General features: G+C 63.8%; 20 protein-coding genes. 13 read left to right on the top strand and 7 right to left on the bottom strand.

The features are described from left to right. Window positions 1-33: 33 nt before the first annotated feature. Window positions 34-777 (bottom strand): RNA methyltransferase, encoded by a 744-nt coding sequence (locus ACR0DA_RS06535; RefSeq protein ID WP_480753344.1) that lies wholly within the window; start codon window positions 775-777, stop codon window positions 34-36. A 162-nt stretch (window positions 778-939) separates the two neighbouring features. Here ACR0DA_RS06535 and ACR0DA_RS06540 point away from each other — a divergent pair, with 162 nt between their 5' ends. Then, on the top strand, window positions 940-1,569 hold the full coding sequence (locus tag ACR0DA_RS06540) for a thiamine phosphate synthase (protein WP_170338406.1): 630 nt from the start codon (window positions 940-942) through the stop codon (window positions 1,567-1,569). Here the strand turns inward: ACR0DA_RS06540 and ACR0DA_RS06545 are convergent. Then, on the bottom strand, window positions 1,566-2,702 hold the full coding sequence (locus ACR0DA_RS06545) for a HupE/UreJ family protein (RefSeq protein ID WP_170432418.1): 1,137 nt from the start codon (window positions 2,700-2,702) through the stop codon (window positions 1,566-1,568). The two genes, ACR0DA_RS06540 and ACR0DA_RS06545, sit on opposite strands and share 4 nt — an antisense overlap. 143 nt (window positions 2,703-2,845) lie before the next feature. On the opposite strand from ACR0DA_RS06545, the gene ACR0DA_RS06550 reads away from it, so the two are divergent. The 3 genes from ACR0DA_RS06550 to ACR0DA_RS06560 all read left to right on the top strand — a co-directional run bounded on the left by ACR0DA_RS06550 (window position 2,846) and on the right by ACR0DA_RS06560 (window position 5,398). Further along, window positions 2,846-3,739: a PfkB family carbohydrate kinase gene (locus ACR0DA_RS06550; RefSeq protein WP_170366069.1), complete on the top strand. Its 894-nt coding sequence runs from the start codon at window positions 2,846-2,848 to the stop codon at window positions 3,737-3,739. Continuing rightward, window positions 3,736-4,650, top strand: a complete 915-nt coding sequence (locus ACR0DA_RS06555) for a pseudouridine-5'-phosphate glycosidase (protein WP_480753347.1) — start codon at window positions 3,736-3,738, stop codon at window positions 4,648-4,650. Before ACR0DA_RS06550 ends, ACR0DA_RS06555 begins: the two co-directional genes overlap by 4 nt. A 70-nt stretch (window positions 4,651-4,720) precedes the next feature. Further along, window positions 4,721-5,398: a DUF502 domain-containing protein gene (locus tag ACR0DA_RS06560; RefSeq protein ID WP_149774457.1), complete on the top strand. Its 678-nt coding sequence runs from the start codon at window positions 4,721-4,723 to the stop codon at window positions 5,396-5,398. On the opposite strand, the gene ACR0DA_RS06565 is transcribed toward ACR0DA_RS06560, so the two are convergent. Further along, window positions 5,399-6,427, bottom strand: coding sequence for a patatin-like phospholipase family protein (locus ACR0DA_RS06565; protein ID WP_480753349.1), 1,029 nt, complete (start codon window positions 6,425-6,427; stop codon window positions 5,399-5,401). A 28-nt stretch (window positions 6,428-6,455) separates the two neighbouring features. Beyond that, the gene (locus ACR0DA_RS06570; protein WP_480753351.1) at window positions 6,456-7,229 is read right to left on the bottom strand and encodes a 3-hydroxybutyrate dehydrogenase; all 774 of its coding nucleotides are present in this window, start codon (window positions 7,227-7,229) and stop codon (window positions 6,456-6,458) included. A gap of 313 nt (window positions 7,230-7,542) precedes the next feature. Here ACR0DA_RS06570 and ACR0DA_RS06575 point away from each other — a divergent pair, with 313 nt between their 5' ends. Further along, complete coding sequence (locus ACR0DA_RS06575) at window positions 7,543-9,369, top strand: extracellular solute-binding protein (protein ID WP_170338396.1); 1,827 nt, start codon at window positions 7,543-7,545, stop codon at window positions 9,367-9,369. Between the two features lie 477 nt (window positions 9,370-9,846). Further along, a complete protein-coding gene (locus ACR0DA_RS06580; protein ID WP_093962974.1) occupies window positions 9,847-10,074 on the top strand; it encodes a hypothetical protein in 228 nt (75 codons plus the stop codon). On the opposite strand, the gene ACR0DA_RS06585 is transcribed toward ACR0DA_RS06580, so the two are convergent. After that, window positions 10,071-10,694 (bottom strand): helix-turn-helix domain-containing protein, encoded by a 624-nt coding sequence (locus tag ACR0DA_RS06585; RefSeq protein WP_093962221.1) that lies wholly within the window; start codon window positions 10,692-10,694, stop codon window positions 10,071-10,073. The genes ACR0DA_RS06580 and ACR0DA_RS06585 overlap by 4 nt on opposite strands. A gap of 65 nt (window positions 10,695-10,759) precedes the next feature. On the opposite strand from ACR0DA_RS06585, the gene ACR0DA_RS06590 reads away from it, so the two are divergent. From ACR0DA_RS06590 to ACR0DA_RS06610, 5 genes are all read left to right on the top strand, one after another. Next, window positions 10,760-12,277, top strand: coding sequence for a class I adenylate-forming enzyme family protein (locus ACR0DA_RS06590; protein ID WP_480753353.1), 1,518 nt, complete (start codon window positions 10,760-10,762; stop codon window positions 12,275-12,277). Continuing rightward, window positions 12,274-12,933, top strand: coding sequence for a DsbA family oxidoreductase (locus ACR0DA_RS06595; RefSeq protein ID WP_170599665.1), 660 nt, complete (start codon window positions 12,274-12,276; stop codon window positions 12,931-12,933). The genes ACR0DA_RS06590 and ACR0DA_RS06595 overlap by 4 nt, the downstream gene beginning before the upstream one ends. Before the next feature lie 76 nt (window positions 12,934-13,009). After that, on the top strand, window positions 13,010-14,218 hold the full coding sequence (locus tag ACR0DA_RS06600) for a multidrug effflux MFS transporter (protein ID WP_475144099.1): 1,209 nt from the start codon (window positions 13,010-13,012) through the stop codon (window positions 14,216-14,218). Between the two features lie 56 nt (window positions 14,219-14,274). Further along, entirely contained in the window at window positions 14,275-15,939 is a 1,665-nt protein-coding gene (locus tag ACR0DA_RS06605) for a tetratricopeptide repeat protein (RefSeq protein ID WP_480753355.1), read from the top strand. Next, entirely contained in the window at window positions 15,936-16,613 is a 678-nt protein-coding gene (locus tag ACR0DA_RS06610; protein ID WP_480753356.1) for an SH3 domain-containing protein, read from the top strand. The genes ACR0DA_RS06605 and ACR0DA_RS06610 overlap by 4 nt, the downstream gene beginning before the upstream one ends. A gap of 9 nt (window positions 16,614-16,622) precedes the next feature. Here the strand turns inward: ACR0DA_RS06610 and mfd are convergent, their stop codons facing one another. Continuing rightward, a complete protein-coding gene (mfd, locus tag ACR0DA_RS06615) occupies window positions 16,623-20,081 on the bottom strand; it encodes a transcription-repair coupling factor (protein ID WP_480753357.1) in 3,459 nt (1,152 codons plus the stop codon). A 21-nt stretch (window positions 20,082-20,102) separates the two neighbouring features. Beyond that, window positions 20,103-20,627 carry a component of SufBCD complex gene (locus tag ACR0DA_RS06620; protein WP_170599657.1) on the bottom strand — a complete coding sequence of 175 codons (525 nt, stop codon included), beginning with the start codon at window positions 20,625-20,627 and terminating at the stop codon, window positions 20,103-20,105. A gap of 119 nt (window positions 20,628-20,746) precedes the next feature. Between ACR0DA_RS06620 and hemB the strand changes: the two genes are divergently transcribed. Together hemB and ACR0DA_RS06630 are read left to right on the top strand one after the other, a co-directional pair. Then, window positions 20,747-21,745: a porphobilinogen synthase gene (gene hemB, locus ACR0DA_RS06625; protein WP_480753359.1), complete on the top strand. Its 999-nt coding sequence runs from the start codon at window positions 20,747-20,749 to the stop codon at window positions 21,743-21,745. A gap of 144 nt (window positions 21,746-21,889) precedes the next feature. After that, window positions 21,890-22,462 carry a lipid-binding SYLF domain-containing protein gene (locus tag ACR0DA_RS06630; protein ID WP_093962230.1) on the top strand — a complete coding sequence of 191 codons (573 nt, stop codon included), beginning with the start codon at window positions 21,890-21,892 and terminating at the stop codon, window positions 22,460-22,462. Window positions 22,463-22,476: the final 14 nt, after the last annotated feature.

Here is a 22,476-nt window from a genome sequence, read left to right on the forward strand (position 1 = left end):
CAAGCTAGGGCCAGTGCCCGGGAAGGTCCAGCCTCAGCCCTTGTCCTTCCAGCGGACCATCTGACGCATGATCCCGTGCAGCATCTGCACATCGGCCCGCGTCATGCGCATGCGCGACCACAGGTTGCGCAGGTTCACCTTCATCCCTTCGGCCTTTTCCGGCGGGTAGAAGAACCCGGCCTCCTCCAGCCGCTGTTCGTAGTGTTCTACCAGTTTCTCGACCTCGATGCCGGTGGCCCAGTCGCCTTTGCCCAGATCGGTGGCCTCGTGCACCACGTCGCCGGTCTGGCGCATCCACTCATAGGCGGTCAGCAACACGCACTGCCCCAGGTTCAGCGAGGCGTATTCGGGGTTCACCGGCACCGAGATGATCGCATTGGCCTTGGCGATGTCTTCATTCTCCAACCCGGCCCGCTCGGGCCCGAACAGCACGGCCACCTTTTCGCCCGCCGCCACCTTTTGGGCCGCGATCTGCATGGCACGCTCGGGGCTGTAGACGGGTTTGGTCAGGCCACGCTGACGGGCGGTGGTGGCGAAAACGTATGTGCGGTCGCCCAACGCGCCGGCCAGATCGTCGAACAGTTGCGCCTCGTCCAGCAGACGCCCGGCGCCGCTCGACATGGCCACGGCCTTGGGGTTGGGCCAGCCGTCGCGCGGGGCGACGATACGCATCCGGTCCAGGCCGAAATTCCACATCGCCCGGGCCGCGGCACCGATGTTTTCGCCCATCTGCGGGCGGACAAGCACGAATGGGGGCTGGGGTCTGTCGCTGGGCATTCTGATCTCCGAAAGTTGCGCCTGCCATACTGCCGCCGCTGGCACAGGGCAAGCCCGGCCGCCCTGCCCGATTGCAAATCACGCGGTCTGCGGGCAATAAAGTTTGCTTCGCCGCCGCAATCGGCTAAACCGCGCCAAAGACCAACCGCGAAGGATCCGCCAATGGACACCCCCGAGCAGCCTCAGATCTATCTGATCACCCCGCCGACCATCGACCCGGCCACCTTTCCCGACCGGCTGGCCCGCGTTCTGGACGGGACCGAGATCGCCTGCATCCGGCTGGCGCTGGCCGGCAGCGACGAGGACGCCATCGCCCGCGCGGCCGACGCCTGCCGCGAGGTGGCCCATGCGCGCGACGTGGCGCTGGTGATCTCGAACCATGTCCTACTGGCGCAACGGCTGGGGCTGGACGGGGTGCATCTGGAGGATGCGGCCCGCTCGGTCCGGGCCGCGCGCAAAGAGCTGGGGGCGGATGCCATCGTCGGCAGTTTCTGCGGAACCTCGCGCCATGACGGGATGACCGCGGGCGAAGCCGGGGCCGACTATGTGGCCTTTGGGCCCGTTGGAGATGTGTCCTTGGGCAAAGGGACCCGCGCCGAGCGTGATCTGTTCCAATGGTGGTCCGAGATGATCGAGGTTCCGGTTGTCGCCGAAGGCGGCCTGACACCCGAACTGGTTGCCGAACTGGCTGAATGCACCGACTTCTTCGGTATCGGAGACGAGATCTGGACCGCAGAGGACCCGCTCAGCGCCCTGCACACGCTGATCGCGCCGATGAAAACCGGCGGTTAGGACACAACCGCCCAGTACAGCCCTAAGCCCGCCAACAACAGCGAGGCGACTGTGGAGATACGGCCGCGCAGCCTGGGCGAATCCGGCAAGAGCACGGTCAGGGTGGCGAGGATCAGGATCGCGACACCGCTCAGCGCCAACAGGATGCCAGCGGCAAAACCCAGCACCGCCGGCGCGACATGGTGCGGCGGCACACCCAGGCGCGACGATGTTTCTGACAGTGTCAGGCCAAGGACCGCACCGGTCGCCAAAAGGAACAGCACGCGCCAGACCCCCAACCGGTCGGTGACGAGGTTCCAAAGCGCCAACAAGGCGATGGCCGCCGGCACAACCGGCCACGGCAGGAACGGCCTCGCATTCAACACGTCGAACATCCCAAGCGGCAGCGTCACCAGAACGCCCAGCCCCAGCGCGGCAAGTTGAACAAGGACCGGGCGCAACTTCAGTGACAAGAAAACCAGAACCGAGGCCAGCGCTAGAAGCTGTGCCCCCGCGCCCGCGACATGCAGCAGCCCGGCCCGGAAAAAAGCCTCGGCCGCTTGCTGGGCACCCAGCCCGGCTCCGCCTGCCAAGGGAATGCGAGGACTGACCTCGCCGCCACTCAGAAACCCGGTATAGGGCGCCTCGACCCCTTGCTGGCGCAAGACCACGGGGCCGATCCCTTCGGGCCACGTCAGGCGCAGGCTGCTTACATCGGGTGGCAGAGGACCGGCCAAAAGCACTCGGGAAATTCGCGGAACGTCCGGGTTGCCGACCACCGGAATACTTGCGCCTTCATAGGACAACGCAACCGGCCCGTTCACGTCGATCCGCAAGGATTGCTTCCAATCCGTTACAAAATCGTGGACGTGTTCCTCAAGCTCGGACGAGACAAGCCGGCGCAACTGCGCGTATCGCGCGCTCCCGCCGTCGCCCCCCTTCGCGACCTCTTGCGGATCGACCCCGGCCAGAACGGCCTCGGCGTTCAGGGCGATTTCGACCAGAAGCCGACCGTCCCGGACCTGAAAGTCAACGATTGTCCGTCCGCTCCGTTGCGCCCATGCCGGCATTGCCAAAAAAATACATGCCAGAAATGGCGCAATGATCCAGGCGCGAAACCTCAGGAAGGTCAGCAAACGGATATTGAGACCCATCCGAAAATATCCAAAAGAACCAAAAAACACTGTTTCCGAGTGTTTCTTCCTTCCAAACAATTGGCAAGCCAAATCGCCGACGCGGACCCCGCCCGCGCAGCTTCCGGCTTGCACGCGCCCTGCGCCTGCGGCATGACGAGGAAATGACTCAGAACAGCGACATCCTGTGCATCGGATCCGTCCTGTGGGACGTGATCGGACGATCCGCCAGCCACATGCGGCAAGGGTCGGACGTGCCCGGCCGCATCACGCGCCTGCCCGGTGGTGTGGCGATGAACATCGCCATGACCCTTGTGCGCTTCGGCATGACCCCGACCCTGCTGACTGCCATCGGCAGCGACCCCGAGGGCGACGAGCTGGTCCATGCCTGCAAGCGGCTGGGCATGGACACGACCCATATCTATCGCTCGCAGGACCTGCCCACCGACCGTTACATGGCGGTCGAAGGCGCAAACGGACTGATCGCCGCCATTGCCGACGCCCATTCGCTGGAGGCCGCCGGCGCCAAGATCCTGCGCCCGCTGATCCATGGCCCGCTGGGCTATGAAAACACCCCGTTCGAGGGGCAGATCGCGCTGGACGGCAACCTGACGCTGGACCTTCTGGAAGAAATCGCCGTCAGCCCGGCCTTCGCCCGTGCCGACCTGCGCGTAGCCCCGGCCTCGCCCGGCAAGGCCGAGCGGCTGCTGCCTTTCCTCAAGCACGGCCGGGCCACGCTGTATGTGAACCTCGAAGAAGCCGGGCTGCTGTGCCAGCGCGAGTTCGCCGATTCCGAAACCGCCGCCCGCGCTCTGCTGGACCGGGGCGCGCTGCGTGCGCTGGTGACCGACGGGGGCAACTCGGCCACCGTGGCCAGCGCCCAGGCGGTGATCACCCAGAAACCCCCGTCGGTTCTGGTCACGCGCGTGACCGGCGCGGGCGACACGTTCATGGCGGCCCATATCGCCGCCGAAGCCAATGGCGCCAGCATCGACGAGGCGCTGACCCGCGCCCTGCATGCCGCCGCAACCTATGTATCCGGAGAGACCCCCCTGTGATCGACATCCAGTATTCCGCCGAAGTGCGCGCGGCCAAGGACGATGGAACCCCCATCGTTGCCTTGGAAAGCACCATCATCACCCACGGCATGCCCTACCCGCAGAACATCGAGGTGGCGGCCCAGGTCGAGCAGGACATCCGCGATGCGGGCGCCGTTCCGGCCACGATCGCTGTGATCGACGGTCGGCTGCATGTAGGTCTGGAACCCGATCAGCTGAAGGATCTGGGACAGGCGCAGGGCGTGGCCAAGATTTCGCGCGCGGATATGGCAGCCTGCATCGCTTCGGGCGGAACCGGGGCCACCACCGTTGCCGCCACGATGATCGCCGCCCATTTCGCGGGGATCCAGGTCTTTGCCACCGGCGGCATCGGCGGGGTGCATCGCGGCGCGGAAACCAGCTTTGACATCTCGGCCGACCTGCACGAACTGGCGCAGACGCCGGTCACGGTCGTGGCTGCCGGGGCAAAGGCCATCCTCGATCTGGCCAAAACGCTCGAAGTGCTTGAGACACTGGGCGTGCCGGTCATCGCCCATGGGCAGGATGAATTCCCAGCCTTCTGGTCGGCCAAGTCGCCCTTTGCCGCGCCCCTGCGGATGGACACAGCCGAGCAGATCGCCAAGGCCCATGCGACGCGCCGCGCTCTGGGTCTGCCAGGCGGGCAGCTGGTGGCCAACCCGATCCCGCTGGCCGATCAGATCCCGTCCGAGGAACTTGACCCGATCATCGCCTCGGCCCAGCAGGACGCCGAAGCGCATCGCATTACCGGCAAGGCCGTCACGCCCTATCTTCTGCAGCGCATCTACGAGCGGACCCAGGGCCGATCCCTGATCGCCAACATCGCCCTGGTGCGCAACAATGCGCGCCTTGCGGCTGGCATAGCCAAGGCATTGAAGGCTCAGGCTGACTAAGCGTCAAACGGACCTATTGTACCAAGGCGCCGGACTGATTAACTAGTCCGGCAAACCGCTCGGAACCGCGATGAACACACCGTTTGATGAAGAACCCCACCGCCGCCCCGGCCTGCTGTCGCGGCTACGCGCGTCGTTTCTGACGGGTATCGTCGTCATCGCACCGGTCTGGCTGACGCTGTGGCTGATCCTGTCGGTAGTCGGCTGGATCGACAGCGCGGTCCTGCCCCTGATCCCGCACCAGTTCCGGCCCGAACAATATGTGGGTATCAACCTGCGCGGCGTGGGCGTCCTGTTCTTCCTGATCTTCACGGTTCTGGTCGGCTGGATCGCCAAAGGTATCCTGGGCCGGTCACTGATCCATTTTGCCGAAAGCCTGGTCAACCGGATGCCCGTCGTCCGGTCGATCTATTCCGGGATCAAGCAGATATCGGAAACCGTCTTTGCCCAGACCGAGCGGTCGTTCGAGAAGGCCTGCCTGGTCCAGTATCCTCGCCGGGGCATCTGGGCCATCGGCTTCGTCTCGACCGAGGCAAAGGGCGAGATCAACAAACGCGCCGAAACCGGCGGCGGCCTGCTGAGCGTGTTCATCCCAACCACGCCGAACCCAACCTCGGGTTTTCTGCTGTTCTTCCCCGAGGAAGACGTGATCCTGCTGGACATGACGATCGAGGATGCCGCCAAACTGGTGATCTCGGCCGGGCTGGTCTATCCGAACCAGAAAGACCCCACGCAGCCGCCCGAGTGATCAGCCGAACATCGCGGGTAGATCAACGGAGCTTCGCGCACCCAGATCGGGTTTGTGATCGGCCAGAAACTGGTCGGCCGCGGCCCGTCCCGCCTGTTTCAGGCTGTGCAGAACCACCGGGTTGGGCACTGTCTTGGTCGCCACCGACAGGCTGTTCATCAGCGCGTCATCGGCGATCATGTGCACGAAGACCCGGCTCATTTCACCCGCCTTCAGCTTGCCCTTGACCAACAGGCGCTGCACGAAGTTGATCGCCCGCAGCTCGCGCAGAAGGGAAGAATTGAAGCTGATCTCGTTGATCCGGTTCTGAATCTGCTGCGGGGTCTTGGGAACCTCGTCGCGCTCCAGCGGGTTGATGTTCACGATCACCACATCTTCGGGCAGGCCCGCGTTGAACAGCGGAAACAGCGCCGGGTTGCCGGTATAGCCGCCATCCCAATAGGCTTCGGTCCGGTCGGTTTCGGGGTCGTGGATTTCAACCGCCTGGAACAGGTTCGGCAGGCAGGCCGAGGCGAGAATCGCATCAGTCGTCACCTCATCGCCCGTGAAAACACGGATCTTGCCGCTGCGCACACAGGTGGCGCAGACGAACAGGCGTGGCCCCTGATCGGCGCAGACCTCGCCAAAATCAAACGCCTCGACCACCGGGGCCAGCGGATTGCGGTAGAACGGTCCATAGGCATAGGGCGACACCATCCGCGACCAGGTATCGGCCACCGAGAACGGCAGGGAATACTCCATCGCATGCGCGATCTGGGCGGGTTCCATCCCGGCCAGCCAGTTGGCGATGCGCATGTCGCCCACGGCACCCATCCTCTCCCACAGGGCGTTCAGGGTCTCGCGCGCGCCATCGCGACCGGCATGAACCATGCCGGCTTTGAACGCGGCTCCGTTCAGCGCCCCGGCCGAGGTTCCGGTAATCGCCGCAACCTCAATGTCTTCGTCGTCCAGCAGACGGTCCAGCACGCCCCACGTAAATGCGCCATGCGCGCCGCCGCCCTGCAGGGCCAGATTGATGCGCTTCACCATATCGGCCGGCCCCGGCGCGCGCCGCGGATCACAACGCGGTCCAGCCGCCGTCGACCGAGATCGTGGTGCCGGTGATCTGGGCCGCGGCGTCCGAGCACAGGAACACGGTGGTTCCGCCCAGCTGTTCGACGGTCGCGAACTCTTTCGAGGGTTGCCGTTCGAGCATGACGTTCTTGATTACGTCCTCGCGGCTCATGTTGTATTCCTTCATCGTGTCGGGGATCTGCGCATCGACCAGCGGTGTCAGCACATAGCCCGGACAGATGGCGTTGCAGGTGATCGGCTCCTGCGCGGTTTCCAGCGCAACGGTCTTGGTCATGCCGACGACCCCGTGCTTGGCCGCCACATAAGCCGCCTTGTAGGGCGATGCAGTCAGCCCATGCGCCGAGGCGATATTGACGATCCGCCCCCACCCGGCCTTGCGCATCATCGGGAGCGCCGCCGCCATCGTGTGAAAGGCCGAATTCATGTTGATGGCGATGATCGCGTCCCATTTCTCGACCGGGAACTGGTCGATCGGCGCGACGTGCTGAATGCCTGCGTTGTTGACCAGGATGTCGCAGGCTCCGGCCTGTTCGATCAGCGCGCGGCACTCCTCGCCCTTGGACATGTCGGCCTTGATGTAGCGCGCGTTGGTTCCGGTTTCCTTGCTGATCTCGGCCGCCAGCGCATGATCTTCATCGCGATCAGTGAACGAGTTCAGAACCACGTCGGCCCCCGCCTTGGCCAATTCGCGCGCGATGCCCAACCCGATGCCCGAGTTCGATCCGGTGATGATTGCTGTTTTTCCCGACAGGTTCATTTGGGGTCTCCCACAGACTCATGATTTGGAGACACAGTGCCATGCTGCACCTGCAAAATAAACGGGAAAGACCCGGTTGCGGATACGGTCGATTTATGGGCTGGAATCACGGAGCTCGAGGCAGAAAAAAACGCCCGCACGAAGCGGGCGTTAAGTTATTGAGGCAGGTTTCATACAGGCAAGAAACCTATCGAGCAGTGGAACCTTTATAAGCAATTCCGCGCCGTCATCCAAGCTAAAAGTTTGATAATAAGAAAAATCATCGGTACGGTGAATCCCAACAAAATAAGGCCAGAGCAGGATTGTTTCCAAAATGAGCCCCGATATTCTCCGTCCCATCCGCCCGTTGATCGCGGGAATCGCTGCCTCGGTTGTCGCCACGTTAGCGCAAGCAGAATCGACCCATGGCATAGCTATGTATGGAGACCCGGCCCTACCACCGGATTTTGTGTCGCTGCCTTATGCCAACCCCGACGCGCCCAAGGGCGGCAAGGTCGTGTTCGGCAACACCGGCGGTTATAACAGTCTTAACCCGTTTGTGCAAAAAGGCACCGCCCCGTGGCAGCTGAGATTTTGGACCCACGAGGGGTTGATGGGCCGTTCCTGGGACGAACCTTTCACTCTTTACGGGCTTTTGGCCGAATCAATCGACACCGCACCGGACCGATCCTGGGTCGAATTCACCCTGCGCGAGACTGCCCGATTCTCTGACGGATCGCCGGTCACGGTTGATGATGTGATCTGGTCTTACGAGACCCTCGGAACGCAGGGGCATCTGCGCTATCGCGGTTTGTGGTCCAAGATCGACAGCATTCAGCAGACCGGACCACGCTCGGTCCGGATCATCTTCAACGAGCCAGACCGCGAGCTGGCCCTGATCGCAGGGCTGCGGCCGATCCTCAAGAAGGCCCAATGGGAGGGCAAGGATTTCGCCGAGGCAGCGCTGCAAGATGTCCCGATCGGCACCGGCCCCTATGTCATCGATGACTACGAGGCCGGGCGTTTCGTGAACCTCAAACGCAATCCGGATTATTGGGGCAACGATGTCCCGTTCCGCCGGGGTACCATGAATTTCGACGAGATGCGGTTGGAGTTCTACGGCGACCAGACGGTTCTGTTCGAGGCCTTCAAGGCCGGCGCGCTGTCGGCCGTCCGCGAGTTCAACGCCGACAAATGGGCCACGCAATACGATTTCCCGGCCGTTCAGCGCGGCGATGTCATCAAAACCGAGATTCCGCATAAAAAGCCCTCGGGCATGACAGGTCTGGTCATGAACACGCGCAAAGCGCCTTTTGACGATTGGCGCGTGCGCGAGGCGCTGACCCTTGCGTTCAATTTTGAATTCATCAACGGCACGATCACGGGCGGTGCTCAGCCTCGGATCACCTCGTATTTCTCGGGGTCTGAACTGGCGATGCAACCCGGACCGGCAACCGGCCGGGTGGCTGAGATGTTGCAACCCTACGCGGCTGATCTGCCTCCGGGAACTCTGGAAGGGTATGTTCTGCCCGAGGGCGACGACTCGGTTCGCAACCGAAAGGACATCCGCAAGGCCGCTGATCTGCTGGAGCAAGCCGGGTGGACTATCCAGGACGGCGTGCTGAAGAACGCAGCGGGCGAGCCGCTCAAGATAACCCTGGTCATCAGTCAGGGAAGCTTGAATGTGGTTCAGAATGTGGATGCGATCGCCGAGATGTATGCCCGCGCGCTGGAACGGCTGGGGATCGAGCTGACCGTCGACAAGGTGGATGACGCACAATACACCCAGCGGGTGTCCGAGCTGGATTTCGACATGACCCCGTTCCGCCGCGCGCTGTCGCTGTCGCCGGGCAACGAACAACGCCTCTACTGGGGCAGCGAAGGCGCGGATGCTTCAGGGACACGCAACCTGATGGGGGTCACCTCTCCGGCAGTGGATGGGCTGATCGATGCGATGCTGGCCTCGGAAAGCCGTGAGGATTTCGTGGCCGCCACCCGCGCGCTTGACAGGGTTCTGACCGCCGGACGGTATGTCATTCCAATCTGGAGCTTTGATGTTGGCCGCATCGCCCATGTGAAGGAAATGAAGCATCCTCAGATCTTGCCAATCTACGGCGACGGACCGCAGTTCATGCCCGATGTCTGGTGGTACGAGGAGTAGCAGGCAACCAGTAGGGGCTTGTGCCCCTGCCCATTTCAAGTGATGCACTTAGCTCGGATCGGACGCCGCGCGGGCGTCGGCAATTTTCGGCACATGTGACCAAACACCAAAAGGCGATCGAACAAATCCGCTGGCCGCTATTTCTAGAGCATTTGACTACTTTTTGCGGGTGGAACGCCTATTACCACGATATCTCGCAATCCAAGTGAGGATCGACGCAACGGACACCTGCACCGAAAACAGATTTCTTTGATAGAACAAAGCCCTGTATTCGGCGCAGTCCAGAGTGCGAGCATTTGAACGATCGCCAAAACCGACAGTGAGTGGGAAAACGAGCCGAGCACGGCGTGAAAAACCGCTTTGATTTTGCAGCACCCACACCTGCGACATTTTGTCATGTCTTCGCGCGGGCTGCGCGCTCCGTACGCTGGTCTGGGGAAGAGCAGTCCTGAAACCCGAACCACGGAAGGCTCGCAGATGTTGAACTGGACTGATTTGACACAAGACTGGAGCGCGTCCTACGCACGTGCCAAGCGCCGTTTTCCGAACCTGCGCGATCAGGATATGGCGCGCGTGAGGACGGACAGGAAACGCTTTGAGGCCTATCTGGCCGAGCGGCACCACCTGACGGTGAACGAGGCCCATGAAGAGGTCGAGGATTTCCTTTACACCGAAGGCCTGAACCGCGAGCTTGCCCGGCGTTAGGCCAGCGACGTGACCCACAGGATGGTTGCATCCTCATCGCTTACCGAGATCACGTTGTGCCCCATGCTGCCGTCGTAATAGGCGCTGTCGCCCCGACGCATCTCAACCGGTTCATAAAACTCGGTGTACAGGCGGATCACGCCGGTCAGCACATACAGGAATTCTTCGCCATCGTGACGCACCCAGCCGTCGAACTCGTCCATTGACCGGGCGCGCACGCGGGCCCGATAGGGCAGCATCTGCTTCTTGGTCAGCGTTTCGGCCAGCAACTCGTGCTCGTAGGTCGTAGTGGCGTGCGCGGTGCCTTCACCCATCTTGGTCACCGCCATGCGACCGATCACTTGATCCCGCTCGGGCGGGGTGAACAGCTGCGGTACAGAGATTTCGAGACCGATCGCCAGCTTCTTGAGCGCATCATAGGTCGGCGACATTTGGCCATTTTCGATCTTGCTGAGCGTGGACCGGGCCAACCCGGCCTGGTTCGCCGCCTGCTCGAGGGTCCATTTCCGCGCCTTGCGCAGTTCACGCACGCGGGCACCCAGATCCACCGGCTCCAGCTCGGTGCGGGAACCGTTGTCGCGGGCGATGCGTACGATGGATTTGTGGTCTTTGCTCGTCATGCGTCATTCTATAGGGCCAGCGCCGCGCGCTTGCAACGCGTGACAAAGGGCAATAGCCAAGGCGCATGTTGTCGATCTTCGATCAGGGGCCGCCGACGCCCTGCCCCGCGCTGTTCAACCTGGCCGCCCATGTGTTGCGCCGCGCCGATGCCACGCCCGACAAGGTGGCCCTGTCCGTGCTGCGCCCTGACGGTTCGGACGACTGGACCTTTGCGAAGTTGAAATCCGCGGTTCTGGGCACCGGAACCGGGCTGCTGCGTGCGGGCCTGGTGCCCGGCGACATCGTGCTGATGCGTCTGGGCAATACGGTCGATTTTCCCATAGCCTATCTGGGGGCGATCGCCGTCGGGCTGATCCCGGTACCGACCTCCTCGCAACTGACCGAGCCGGAAACGGAGCGGATGATCCGGGAACTGTCTCCAGCCGCCATTCTGCGCGATCCGTCCGTGGCCTGTGCCGCGCACCCCAACCAGATCGGCCTGGCCGACCTTGCCGCCATGCGCGACCTGCCGCCCGCGTCGTTCGACATGGGCGATCCGGAACGCATGGCCTATGTCGTCTATACCTCGGGCACCTCGGGCAAACCGCGCGCCGTGGCCCATGCGCATCGCGCGATCTGGGCGCGGCAGATGATGGTCGATGGCTGGTACGGCCTGCGCGAGGCTGACCGCCTGTGCCACGCGGGCGCGTTCAACTGGACCTACACGCTGGGCACCGGCCTGATGGACCCGTGGACCATCGGCGCCACAGCGCTGATCCCCGAACCCGGAACCGACCCGGCCGCCTTGCCCGGGTTGCTGCGCCGCCACCGCGCCTCGATCTTTGCGGCCGCCCCCGGCGTGTACCGAAAGATGCTGAACGCGGCGGACACGCTGCCCCTGCCCGATCTGCGCCACGGCCTAAGCGCCGGCGAGAAACTGTCGCGCGCCCTGCACGAACGCTGGGTACAGGCCACCGGGACCGAGCTGTACGAGGCCTACGGCATGTCGGAATGCTCGACCTTCATCTCATCCAGCCCGTCCCACCCCGCGCGCGGCGATGCGCTGGGACAACCGCAACCGGGGCGCCGCGTGGCGATCCTGGGGCCCGACGGGCCGGTTCCGCAGGGGCAGGAAGGCACCATCGCCATTCACCGCTCGGACCCGGGGCTGATGCTGACCTATCTCAACGCCCCGGACGAGGCCCGCGCGCGCATGCAGGGCGACTGGTTCCTGACCGGCGATCAGGGGGCGATGGCCGTGGATGGGCAGATCACCTATCTGGGACGCGACGACGACATGATGAACGCCGGCGGCTACCGGGTGTCCCCGGTCGAGGTCGAATCCGTCCTGTCGCGCTTTCCCGGAATCGCTCAGGTCGGCGCGGCGGCGGTCGAGGTCAAACCGGATACTTTCGTGATCGCCGCCTTCTATTCCGGGCCGGAAAAACTGGACGAAACCGCCCTGCGCGCTTATGTCGAGGCCAACCTGGCGCGCTACAAGCAACCCCGCGCCTTCATCCACCTTCCCGAACTGCCCACCGGGGGCAACGGAAAACTCCTGCGCCGTGCATTGCCGGCCTATTTGAAGGCACCCGAAGAATGACCCAGACCGTCAAGCTTGATATCCTGTCCGACCCGATCTGCCCGTGGTGCTATATCGGCAAGACCAACCTGGACAAGGCGCTGGCCTCGGTCCCGGACCATCCCTTCGTGATCGAATGGCATCCGTTCCAGCTGAACCCCGACATGCCCGAAGGCGGCACGGACCGGCGCGAATACCTGGAACGCAAATTCGGTGGCAAGGAGGGTGCGGTTCGCGCCTATGCGCCGGTGGTGGAGCATGCCGAAAAGGCCGGCCTGAACATCGATTTCGAGGCCATGAAACGCACCCCGAACACGCTGGACGCCCATCGCCTGATCCATTGGGCAGGGATCGAGGGTAAGCAGAACCAGGTGGTGGATGCGCTGTTCACTGCGTATTTCGTGCAGGGCCGCGACATCGGCGACCACGAGGTTTTGGCCGACATCGCCGACAGCGTGGGCATGGACGCCGCAGTTGTTCTGAAGCTGCTGAAATCCGACGCCGACCGGGACGACATTCGTCAGCGGGATACGCACTCGCGTGAGATGGGCGTAAACTCGGTCCCCACCTTCATCGTCGCCAACCAGCACGCGGTCCCTGGGGCGCAACCACCGGAATTGTGGGCGCAAGTGATCGGCGAAATCATGTCTCAGCTTGAGCCTTCCTCTGCAGAATAGCACAGAGTTCTGTGCGCGATTGCACCTAGCCCACCTTGCCCCGTCGTGTTAGCGCGTTGGGGCAAGGAGTCCCCGCATGGCTGACCGTATTTCCAAGGCCGAATTCATCGCGCTGATCGCGATGATGTTTGCCACGATCGCATTTTCGATTGATTCAATGCTGCCTGCCCTGCCCGAGATCGGCGCGCAGCTCAGCCCTGATGACGTGAACCGGGCGCAGTTGATCCTGACCAGCTTTGTTCTGGGAATGGGGATCGGAACGTTCTTCACCGGCCCGATCTCGGATGCGGTCGGACGCAGGCCGGTGATCTTCGCCGGAGCAGCAGTCTATATTCTGGCATCGGCCGTGGCCTGGGCCAGTTCGTCGCTGGAGTTGGTTCTGGCTGCCCGGGTGGTTCAAGGACTGGGGGCCGCCGGGCCCCGCGTAGTCGCGATGGCGATCATCCGCGATCTGTTCTCGGGCCGGGAAATGGCGCGGATCGTGTCCATCGCGATGATGATCTTCACCCTGGTTCCCGCCATCGCGCCCATGGCCGGAGCCGCCGTGATCGCCTTCGCCGGTTGGCGCGGTGTGTTCATGTCGTTCATCCTGTTTGCGCTGGTGATCATTGTCTGGATGGGGTTCCGACTGCCGGAGTCGCTCGCGCCGGAAAATCGCCGCCCGTTCCGCCTGCCGCTGATGGTCGGTGCCGTGAAAGAGATGTTCGCCCATCCCACCGTGCGCCTGTCGATCTTTGTCCAGACCCTGTGCATGGGCATGCTGTTCACCATGCTGACCATGGTGCAGCCGGTCTATGACGTGATCCACGACCGCGCCGACAGCTTCCCCTTCTGGTTCGGATTCGTGGCGCTGATGTCCGGCTCGGCCAGCCTGCTGAACGCGGCCGTCGTGGTGCGCGTGGGGATGCGCCGCATGGTGACTTGGGCGTTGGCTGGACAGATCCTGATCACCGCGCTGGTGATTGCCCTGAACATGTCGAACCTCTCGCCGCAGGCCTCGTTTGCCCTGTTCGTGTTTTGGCAGACCACGGTCTTTTTCATGGCCGGCGTCACCATGGGCAACCTGAATGCCATCGCGATGGAGCCGATGGGCCATATCGCCGGCATGGCGGCCTCGGTCATCGGGTCGATCTCGACCGTGCTGGCCGCCGCGATCGCCGCACCGGTGGGGCTGCTGTTCGACGGTACGCTGGGGCCGCTGAGCATCGGCATCCTGATCATGTGCGTGCTGGCCTTCGGACTTATGGTTCACATGGGCCGGATCGAAGACCGCGTCCCCGCCTGACCTGTCCCGCGTGCCCGAACTGCGCTAAACTCGCCCCAGTCAGGGGGGAATTTGGCATGAGCGACTATTACGATCTGGGCACGCATGGCTGCCCCGTCACCACGTCCTCGGATCAGGCACAGCTTTGGTTCGACCGGGGCCTTGTCTGGACCTACGGCTACAACCATGAAGAGGCGGTCGTGTGTTTCCAGCGCGCGCTGGAGCATGACCCGGACTGCGCCATGGCCCATTGGGGCGTGGCCTATGCCGCCGGGCCCAACTACAACCTGCCCTGGGATCTGCTGGACGACCGCGGTAAGGCCAAGGCCCTGAACTGCGCCTATGACGCAACCCAGTGCGCACTGGCCCTGCTGGATCGCTGCACGCCGGTCGAACGCGAACTGATACGCGCCCTGCCTGCCCGCTATCCTCAGCGGGACCCGGCGCCCGACATGCACCGCTGGGACCATGATTTTGCGGACGCCATGCGCGCCGCCTTCGCGGCCCGACCCGACCATCTGGACCTGCGCACCATCTATGTGGAGTCACTGCTGAACCTGACCCCCTGGCAGATGTGGGACCTTAGGACAGGCCAGCCTGCCGAGGGTGCCGCGACGCTTGAAGCGAAGGAAGCGCTGGAATGGGCCATGGCCAACGATCCGGCGGCGATGTCGCATCCGGGTCTGCTGCACCTCTATGTGCATCTGATGGAGATGTCGCCCACGCCGGAAAAGGCGCTGAAGGCCGGTGACGTGCTGCGCACGCTGGTGCCCGATGCCGGACATCTGGTGCACATGCCCACCCATATCGACGTGCTGTGCGGCCACTACCAGAACGTCGTCCACTGGAACGAACAGGCCGTCATCGCCGATCTGAAATATTACCAGCGCGAAGGCGCGTTCAACATCTATACCGGCTATCGCCAGCACAATTACCACTTTGTCATCTACGGCGCGTTGTTCCTGGGCCAGATGGAGCCCGCCCTGCGTGCCAACAAGGGCCTGTGGGACACCACCCCCGAAGAGATGCTGCGCATCGAAAGCCCGCCGATGGCGGATTACTTCGAAAGCTACATGGCCATGGGGCCACATATCCTGATCCGTTTCGGCCGGTGGGAAGAAGCCAAGGCTCTGTCCCTGCCTCCCGATCCCGACCTGTATCTGACGGTGACGGCCACCACGCATTACGCCCGCGCCATCGCCCATGCCGCCACCGGCGACGTGGCCGAGGCCGAGGCCGAGGAACAGCTGTTCCTCGCCGCCAAAGACCGCGTGCCCGAAACCCGCCTGCTGCACAACAACCGCGTGATCGACTTGCTGGAGATCGCGCGCGAGATGCTGCGGGGCGAGATCGAGTACCGCAAAGGCAATTTCGACACGGCCTTCGCCCATCTGCGCCGCTCGGTCGAGTTGGACGACAATCTGCCCTATGACGAGCCCTGGGGCTGGATGCAGCCCACCCGCCACGCGCTGGGGGCGCTGCTGTTCGAGCGGGGCCACGTGGCCGAGGCCGAAGCCGTCTATCGCGAGGATCTGGGTCTGGGCGGCACCCTCAGCCGCGCCTCGATCCATCCCGACAATGTCTGGAGCCTCAAGGGCTTGCACGATTGCCTCAAGGCGCGTGGCGCGGTAGAGGAATTGCAGCTGATCCGACAACGACTTGACCTGGCCCTGGCGCGGGCCGACCGCAGCGTCGGCGCCTCGTGCTTCTGCGCCCAGGCCGCGATGAGAGCCGCTGAATGAAACTGTTGAACGCTGCGCTGATCGCGCTGTGCTGCGGTCCCGCCTGGGCCGACCGTCAGAGCTTTCCGCCTGTGGACGAGGCCAGCCAGGACCCGACGCTGGAAGCCTTCCGTGCGGACCTGCGCGCCAAGGTCGCCGCCCGCGACCTTGAGGGCGTCATGGCCGCCACCTGCCCCGAGATCTACACCAGCCACGGCGACGCGGACGGCCCCGAGACGTTCCGCGCCAACCTGACGATCGATCCCGAGACCCTGCCCGAATCCGACCGCCGCCACGCCGACACCATCCGCGACGACTACTGGCGCGACCTTGAGACCACGCTGGCCCAGCCCGGCTATTTCGACGAGGATGGCGAATTCTGGATGCCGCACCAGTGGCGGCTTACCTTGCCAGCGAAGCTGGATCCGTTCACCGCCTATTTCGTGACCGGCCAGGATGTCACCCTGCGCCAGGCCCCCAACCGCGGCGCGCCCATTCTGGACCTGATCAGCCACGAGGTGGTGATCGTGCCGGACTATCTGGAAGAGGCCGAATATCAGGGCGTCATCCTGACCGACGGAACGCGCGGCTATATCTATTCCGAATTCCTGTGGTCGATGGTCGGCTATCGCGCGGCCTTCGTGAAGTCGGACAGCGGTAACTGGCAGCTGTGTACCTTCGTGGCCGGGGACTAGGCCGCGCCCTCAGGCGCTGGCCTTCTTCTTTTTCTCGGCGGCGACCTTCTCGGCCAGATCGCGGGCAATGGCAAAGGCGCCCTTGATCTTGTCGCTGTCCTTCTTCCAGTCGCGCCGCACCACGATCTTGTTGTCCTTGACCTTGGCCAGCCCGCGCTGGTTCTGGATGAACTCGACCAGACCTTGCGGCGAGGCGAACTTGTCGTTGTGGAACTGGATCGTCGCTCCCTTCGGTCCGCCGTCCAGCTTGGCGATGCCGGCGCGTTTGCACATGGCCTTGATCCGCACCACCAGAAGCAGGGTGTTGACCTCTTTCGGCAGCGGGCCAAACCTGTCGATCAACTCGGCGGCGAAGCCCTCCAGCTCGACCTTGGTCGACAGTGACGACAGGCGGCGATAGAGGCCCAGCCGCACGTCCAGATCGGGAACATAGTCTTCGGGAATCAGCACCGGGACGCCCAGGTTGATCTGCGGCGCCCACTGGTCGTCGGCTTCGCTCAGCCCCTCCATCTCGCCGGCCTTGATCTTGGCGATCGCCTCTTCCAGCATCGACTGGTAGAGCTCGTATCCCACGTCACGCATCTGGCCCGACTGTTCCTCGCCCAGCAGGTTGCCCGCGCCGCGAATGTCCAGATCCTGGCTGGCAAGCGTGAACCCCGCCCCCAGCGTATCGAGCGACCCCAGAACCCGCAGCCGCTTTTCGGCGGCCGGCGTCAGCCGCGCGCGCGGCTTTGTGGTCAGATAGGCATAGGCGCGGGTCTTGGACCGCCCCACCCGGCCCCGGATCTGATAGAGCTGCGCCAGCCCGAACATGTCGGCCCGGTGTACGACCATCGTGTTGGCGGTGGGAATGTCCAGCCCGCTTTCCACGATCGTGGTGGCCAGCAGGATGTCATACTTGCCGTCGTAGAAGGCGTTCATCCGATCATCCAACTCGCCCGCCGCCATCTGGCCGTGGGCCACCACATAGGTCAGCTCGGGCAGCTGTTCCTTCAGGAATTCCTCGATCTCGGGCAGGTCCGAGATGCGCGGCACCACATAGAAACTCTGCCCGCCGCGATAGTGCTCGCGCAGCAGCGCCTCGCGGATGGTGACGGCGTCGAACTCGCTGACATAGGTGCGTATCGCCAGACGATCGACGGGCGGTGTGCCGATGATCGACAGGTCGCGCACGCCGGTCAGGCTCAGTTGCAGCGTGCGCGGGATCGGCGTCGCGGTCAGTGTCAGTACATGCACGTCCGAGCGCAACTGCTTCAGCCGCTCCTTGTGGGCCACGCCGAAATGCTGCTCTTCGTCGATGATCAGCAGGCCGAGGTTCTGGAACCGGATGCCCTTGGCCAGCAGCGCATGGGTGCCGATCACGATATCGACCGTGCCCTTTGCCAGCCCCTCGCGGGTCTGCTGCGCCTCTTTGGCCGAGACGAAGCGCGACAATTGCCGGACTTCCAGCGGGAAGCCCCGGAACCGGTCCTTGAAGCTGGCGGCGTGCTGACGGGCCAGCAGCGTTGTGGGCGCAATCACCGCCACCTGCAGGCCGGACATGGCCGCAACAAAGGCCGCGCGCATGGCGACCTCGGTCTTGCCAAAGCCCACGTCGCCGCAGATCAGGCGATCCATCGGCGTGCCCGAGTGCAGGTCCTCCATTACGTCGGCGATGGCGCGCAGCTGATCCTCGGTTTCCTGATAGGGGAAGCGGGCGCTGAACTCCTCCCACGCGTGGGGCGGCGGGTCCATGATCGGGGCCTTGCGCAGGGCGCGTTCGGCGGCAATGCGGATCAGCCGGTCGGCCATCTCGCGGATGCGTTCCTTGAGCTTGGCCTTCTTGGCCTGCCACGCACCACCGCCCAGCTTGTCGAGCAAACCTTCCTCGTGCCCGTATTTCGACAACAGTTCGATGTTTTCGACCGGTAGGTACAGCTTGGCGCCTTCGGCATATTCCAGCAGCAGGCATTCATGCGCGGCGCCCAGGGCGGTCACAACCTCCATGCCCATGTACCGGCCGATGCCGTGATCGACATGCACCACCAGATCGCCGGGGCTGAGCGACTGGGTCTCGGTCAGGAAATTCTCGGCCTTGCGGCGTTTCTTGGGCTGGCGGATCAGCCGGTCGCCCAGCACGTCCTGTTCCGAGATCACCGTCATGTCGGGCGTCTCGAACCCATGCTCCAACGCCCAGACCGCCAAGTGCAGACCGCGTTTGCCGATGCGCGAGCCGTCCGAAACGGGAATTGCCTCGGCCAGGCCCTCATCCTCGATCAACCCGGTCAGGCGTTCGCGCGCGCCCTCGGAGTACGAAGCGACCAGAACCGGCCCCTTCACCAGCTTGTCCTTGATGTGGCTGGCCAGCGCGCCGAACAGGCTGATGCTTTCCTGCTGGCGCTCGGGGGCAAAGTTGCGTCCGATCCGCCCGCCCGCGTCGATCACCCCCGGCCCGCTGGCCTGCGGCAGGGGGCTAAACTGCAGCACCCGCCGCTGCGCCACCGCCCGGGTCCAGGCGTCATCGTCCAGATACAACAGACCCGGCGGCGTGGGTTTATAGACCGAATCCATGCGCGAGCGGTTCTCGAGCGCCAGGCGTCGGGTTTCGTATTGATCGGCGATGCTGTCCCACCGGGCCAGACGCGCGGGCGTGACCTGATCGTCCAACGTGATCGTCGCGTCCGGCAGATAGTCGAACAGTGTTTCCAGCTTTTCGTGGAACAGGGGCAACCAGTGTTCCATGCCCTGATGCTTGCGCCCGGCGCTGACCGCCTCGTACAGCGGATCATCCGTGCCGGCCGCGCCGAATTCGATGCGATAGTTCTGACGGAACCGGGTGATGGCGGCTTCGTCCAGGATCACCTCGGAGACCGGAGCCAGCTCGACCAGATCAAGCTTTTCGGTTGTGCGCTGGGTGGCCGGATCGAACCGGCGCGCGCCGTCCAGCACGTCACCGAACAGGTCCAGCCGCACCGGCCCTGCTTCGCCCGGCGGGAAGATGTCGATGATCCCTCCGCGCACGGCATAGTCACCGGGCTCCATCACCGTGGGGCTTTGGCTGAACCCCATGCGCACCAGAAAATCGCGCAGCGCGGCCTCGTCGATGCGCTGACCGACCCGAGCGGTGAACGCCGCCTGCCGCAGCACGTCGCGCGCCGGCACGCGCTGGGTGGCCGCGTTCAGCGTGGTCAGCAGAACGAACCGCTCGGGCATCTGGTGCACCAGTGCCGCCAGGGTCGCCACCCGCGCCGCCGCGATGTCGGGGTTGGGCGACACCCGGTCAAAAGGCAGGCAATCCCAGCCGGGAAACAGGATCACCGGCATGTCGGGCGCAAAGAAACGCAGCGCGGCGCGCATCGCCTCGGCACGTTTGTCGTCGCGCGCCACATGCAGAACCGGCCCGCCCGAGCGGGCAACCTCGTTCAGCACCAGCTGCGCGTCAAACCCCTCGGGGGCGCCGCCGACTGTCACGTGGTTCGGAGCCTTCATCACGCTGCCTTTCTGAATCCGCTATCCCAGAACGCCTATCGAAAGGTTCTGATACATGCCCCACATCGAAGTGACCAGTATCGCAAACATGCCGATGACCTGCGTCGCCAGCCGGCATCGATGCAGCGCCTTGGACGCAGCTTCAATCGTCAACTCCTGCCGCCGCAGGTTCCGGGCCACCCGCAGGCTGTTTGCGCCGACAAGAACCATCGGGAACAACAGCAGGAACACGGCCTGGGCGAACTCGACCTGATAGTAAAACCCAAGCGTCGCCAGCCCTGCGAACAGGAAACAGCACAGCGCCAAGATTACGACCCCCGAAACGTCGGCAATGTAGAGGATGCGATTGGTGTTGATCCGCACGATGTCCAGCAGGTCGGTCTCGGCCTGGCCTCCGACGCGGCGGGCGCGCACGACCAGATCATAGGGAACGCCCATCACCCAATGGCTGGCTGTCGACCACAGCACCGCAAGCGCGATCCAGTACCACAGATTCGAGAAACTGCGCATGTCGATGAGCTCGAAGATCGTGGAGTACCAGTCCAAACTTGCCTCATTGTTCAAAATTCTCAGGCGGTTCTATCGCAACGGCGCGGCCATTGGTACCCTTGAGACCTGTGCAAATTCATGCCACCCAATGCGCGACTGTTCAAGGAGAACGCGCCATGAAACCGACAATCGCCCCCTACCCCCACGGCCGCTTTCGTCGCGCCCGCCAGTCCGAGGCGATCCGGGGCTTGGTGCGCGAGAACACCCTGACCGTGGATGACCTGATCTGGCCGGTTTTCGTGCGCGACGGCGAGGGCATCGAAGAGCCCGTGCCCTCGATGCCCGGCGTGGTGCGCCGCTCGGTCGATCTGATCGCCGAAGCCGCGGTCGAGGCACAGGCGCTGGGCATTCCGGCGATCTGCCTGTTTCCCTATACCGATCCCGCCCTCAAGACGCAGGATTGCGCCGAGGCGTGGAACCCCGACAACCTGTCGAACCGCGCCATCCGCGCGATCAAGCAGGCCGCGCCCGAGATCGCGGTGATGACCGACGTGGCGCTGGACCCCTACAACATCAACGGCCATGACGGATACGTGGTGAACGGCAAAATCGTGAATGACGAAACGGTCGAGGCGCTGGTCAAGATGACGCTGGCCCAGGCCGAGGCCGGAGCCGACATCATCGGCCCGTCCGACATGATGGACGGCCGGATCGGCGCGATGCGCCAGGCGCTCGAGGCCGCCGGCCATCGCGACGTCATGATCCTCAGCTATGCCGCGAAATATGCCAGCGCCTTCTACGGACCCTTCCGTGATGCGGTGGGCGCCTCGGGCGCGTTGACCGGCGACAAGAAGACCTATCAGATGGACCCGGCCAACTCGAACGAAGCGCTGCGCCTGATCCAGCGCGACCTGACCGAGGGCGCCGACATGGTGATGATCAAGCCCGGCATGCCCTATCTGGACATCTGCCGGAGGGTCAAGGACACGTTTGGCGCACCCACCTATGCCTATCAGGTGTCGGGTGAATACGCGATGATCCAGGCCGCGGCGCAGAACGGTTGGATCGACGGCGAAAAGGTGATGCTGGAAAGCCTGCTGGCCTTCAAACGCGCGGGCTGTGACGGCATCCTGACCTATTTCGCACCGCAGGTCGCCCGGCTTCTGCACGGCTAATCCCGCGGGACTCCGCGATTTTTCGCCGATCGGCCGGCCTTGGCCTGCCGGTTTTCCCGTGACACCCGACGCCGTTCGGCGTATTCTTGCACACAAGACCGGGACCACCCGGCTTTTCAGGCACATCGACAGAGAAAAAGAAACATGAGCAGTTCCAACACACCACGACTGAGCCGTCGCGGCTTTGCCTTTGGCATGGCCGGACTGACCCTGACCGCCGCTTGCGGCAACGGCGTCGGAAACTCGAACGCGGCAACGATCGATGCCCGCGTCGATGCCACGCTGACCGAGATGTATACCCGCTACCCGAACACCCAGGAAATCGCCAACAAGGCCAACGGGATGCTGGTCATGCCGCTGATCACCGAGGCGGGCTTCGTCTTTGGCGGTGGCTACGGAAAAGGCGCCTTGCGCATCAATGGCGCGACGGTCGACTACTACTCGGCCGTTAAGGGTACCGCGGGGCTGCAGATTGGCGCCCAGCAATACGCCCATGTCCTGTTCTTCATGACCGAGGACGCCCTGAACGATTTCCGCCGCTCAAGCGGATGGACCGCCGGCGCGGACATTGGATATGTCGTCAGCGACCAGGCGGACCAGTTGTCGACCGACCTGACTACCCTGCGCAAACCTGTGCTGGCGGCGGTCTTCGGTCAGGCTGGGCTGCAATTGGGCGCGACGGTCGAGGGCATCAAATACACGCGCATTATTCCCTGACCCCCTGCCCCCCT

This window comes from Ruegeria sp. CI8, assembly GCF_056536865.1.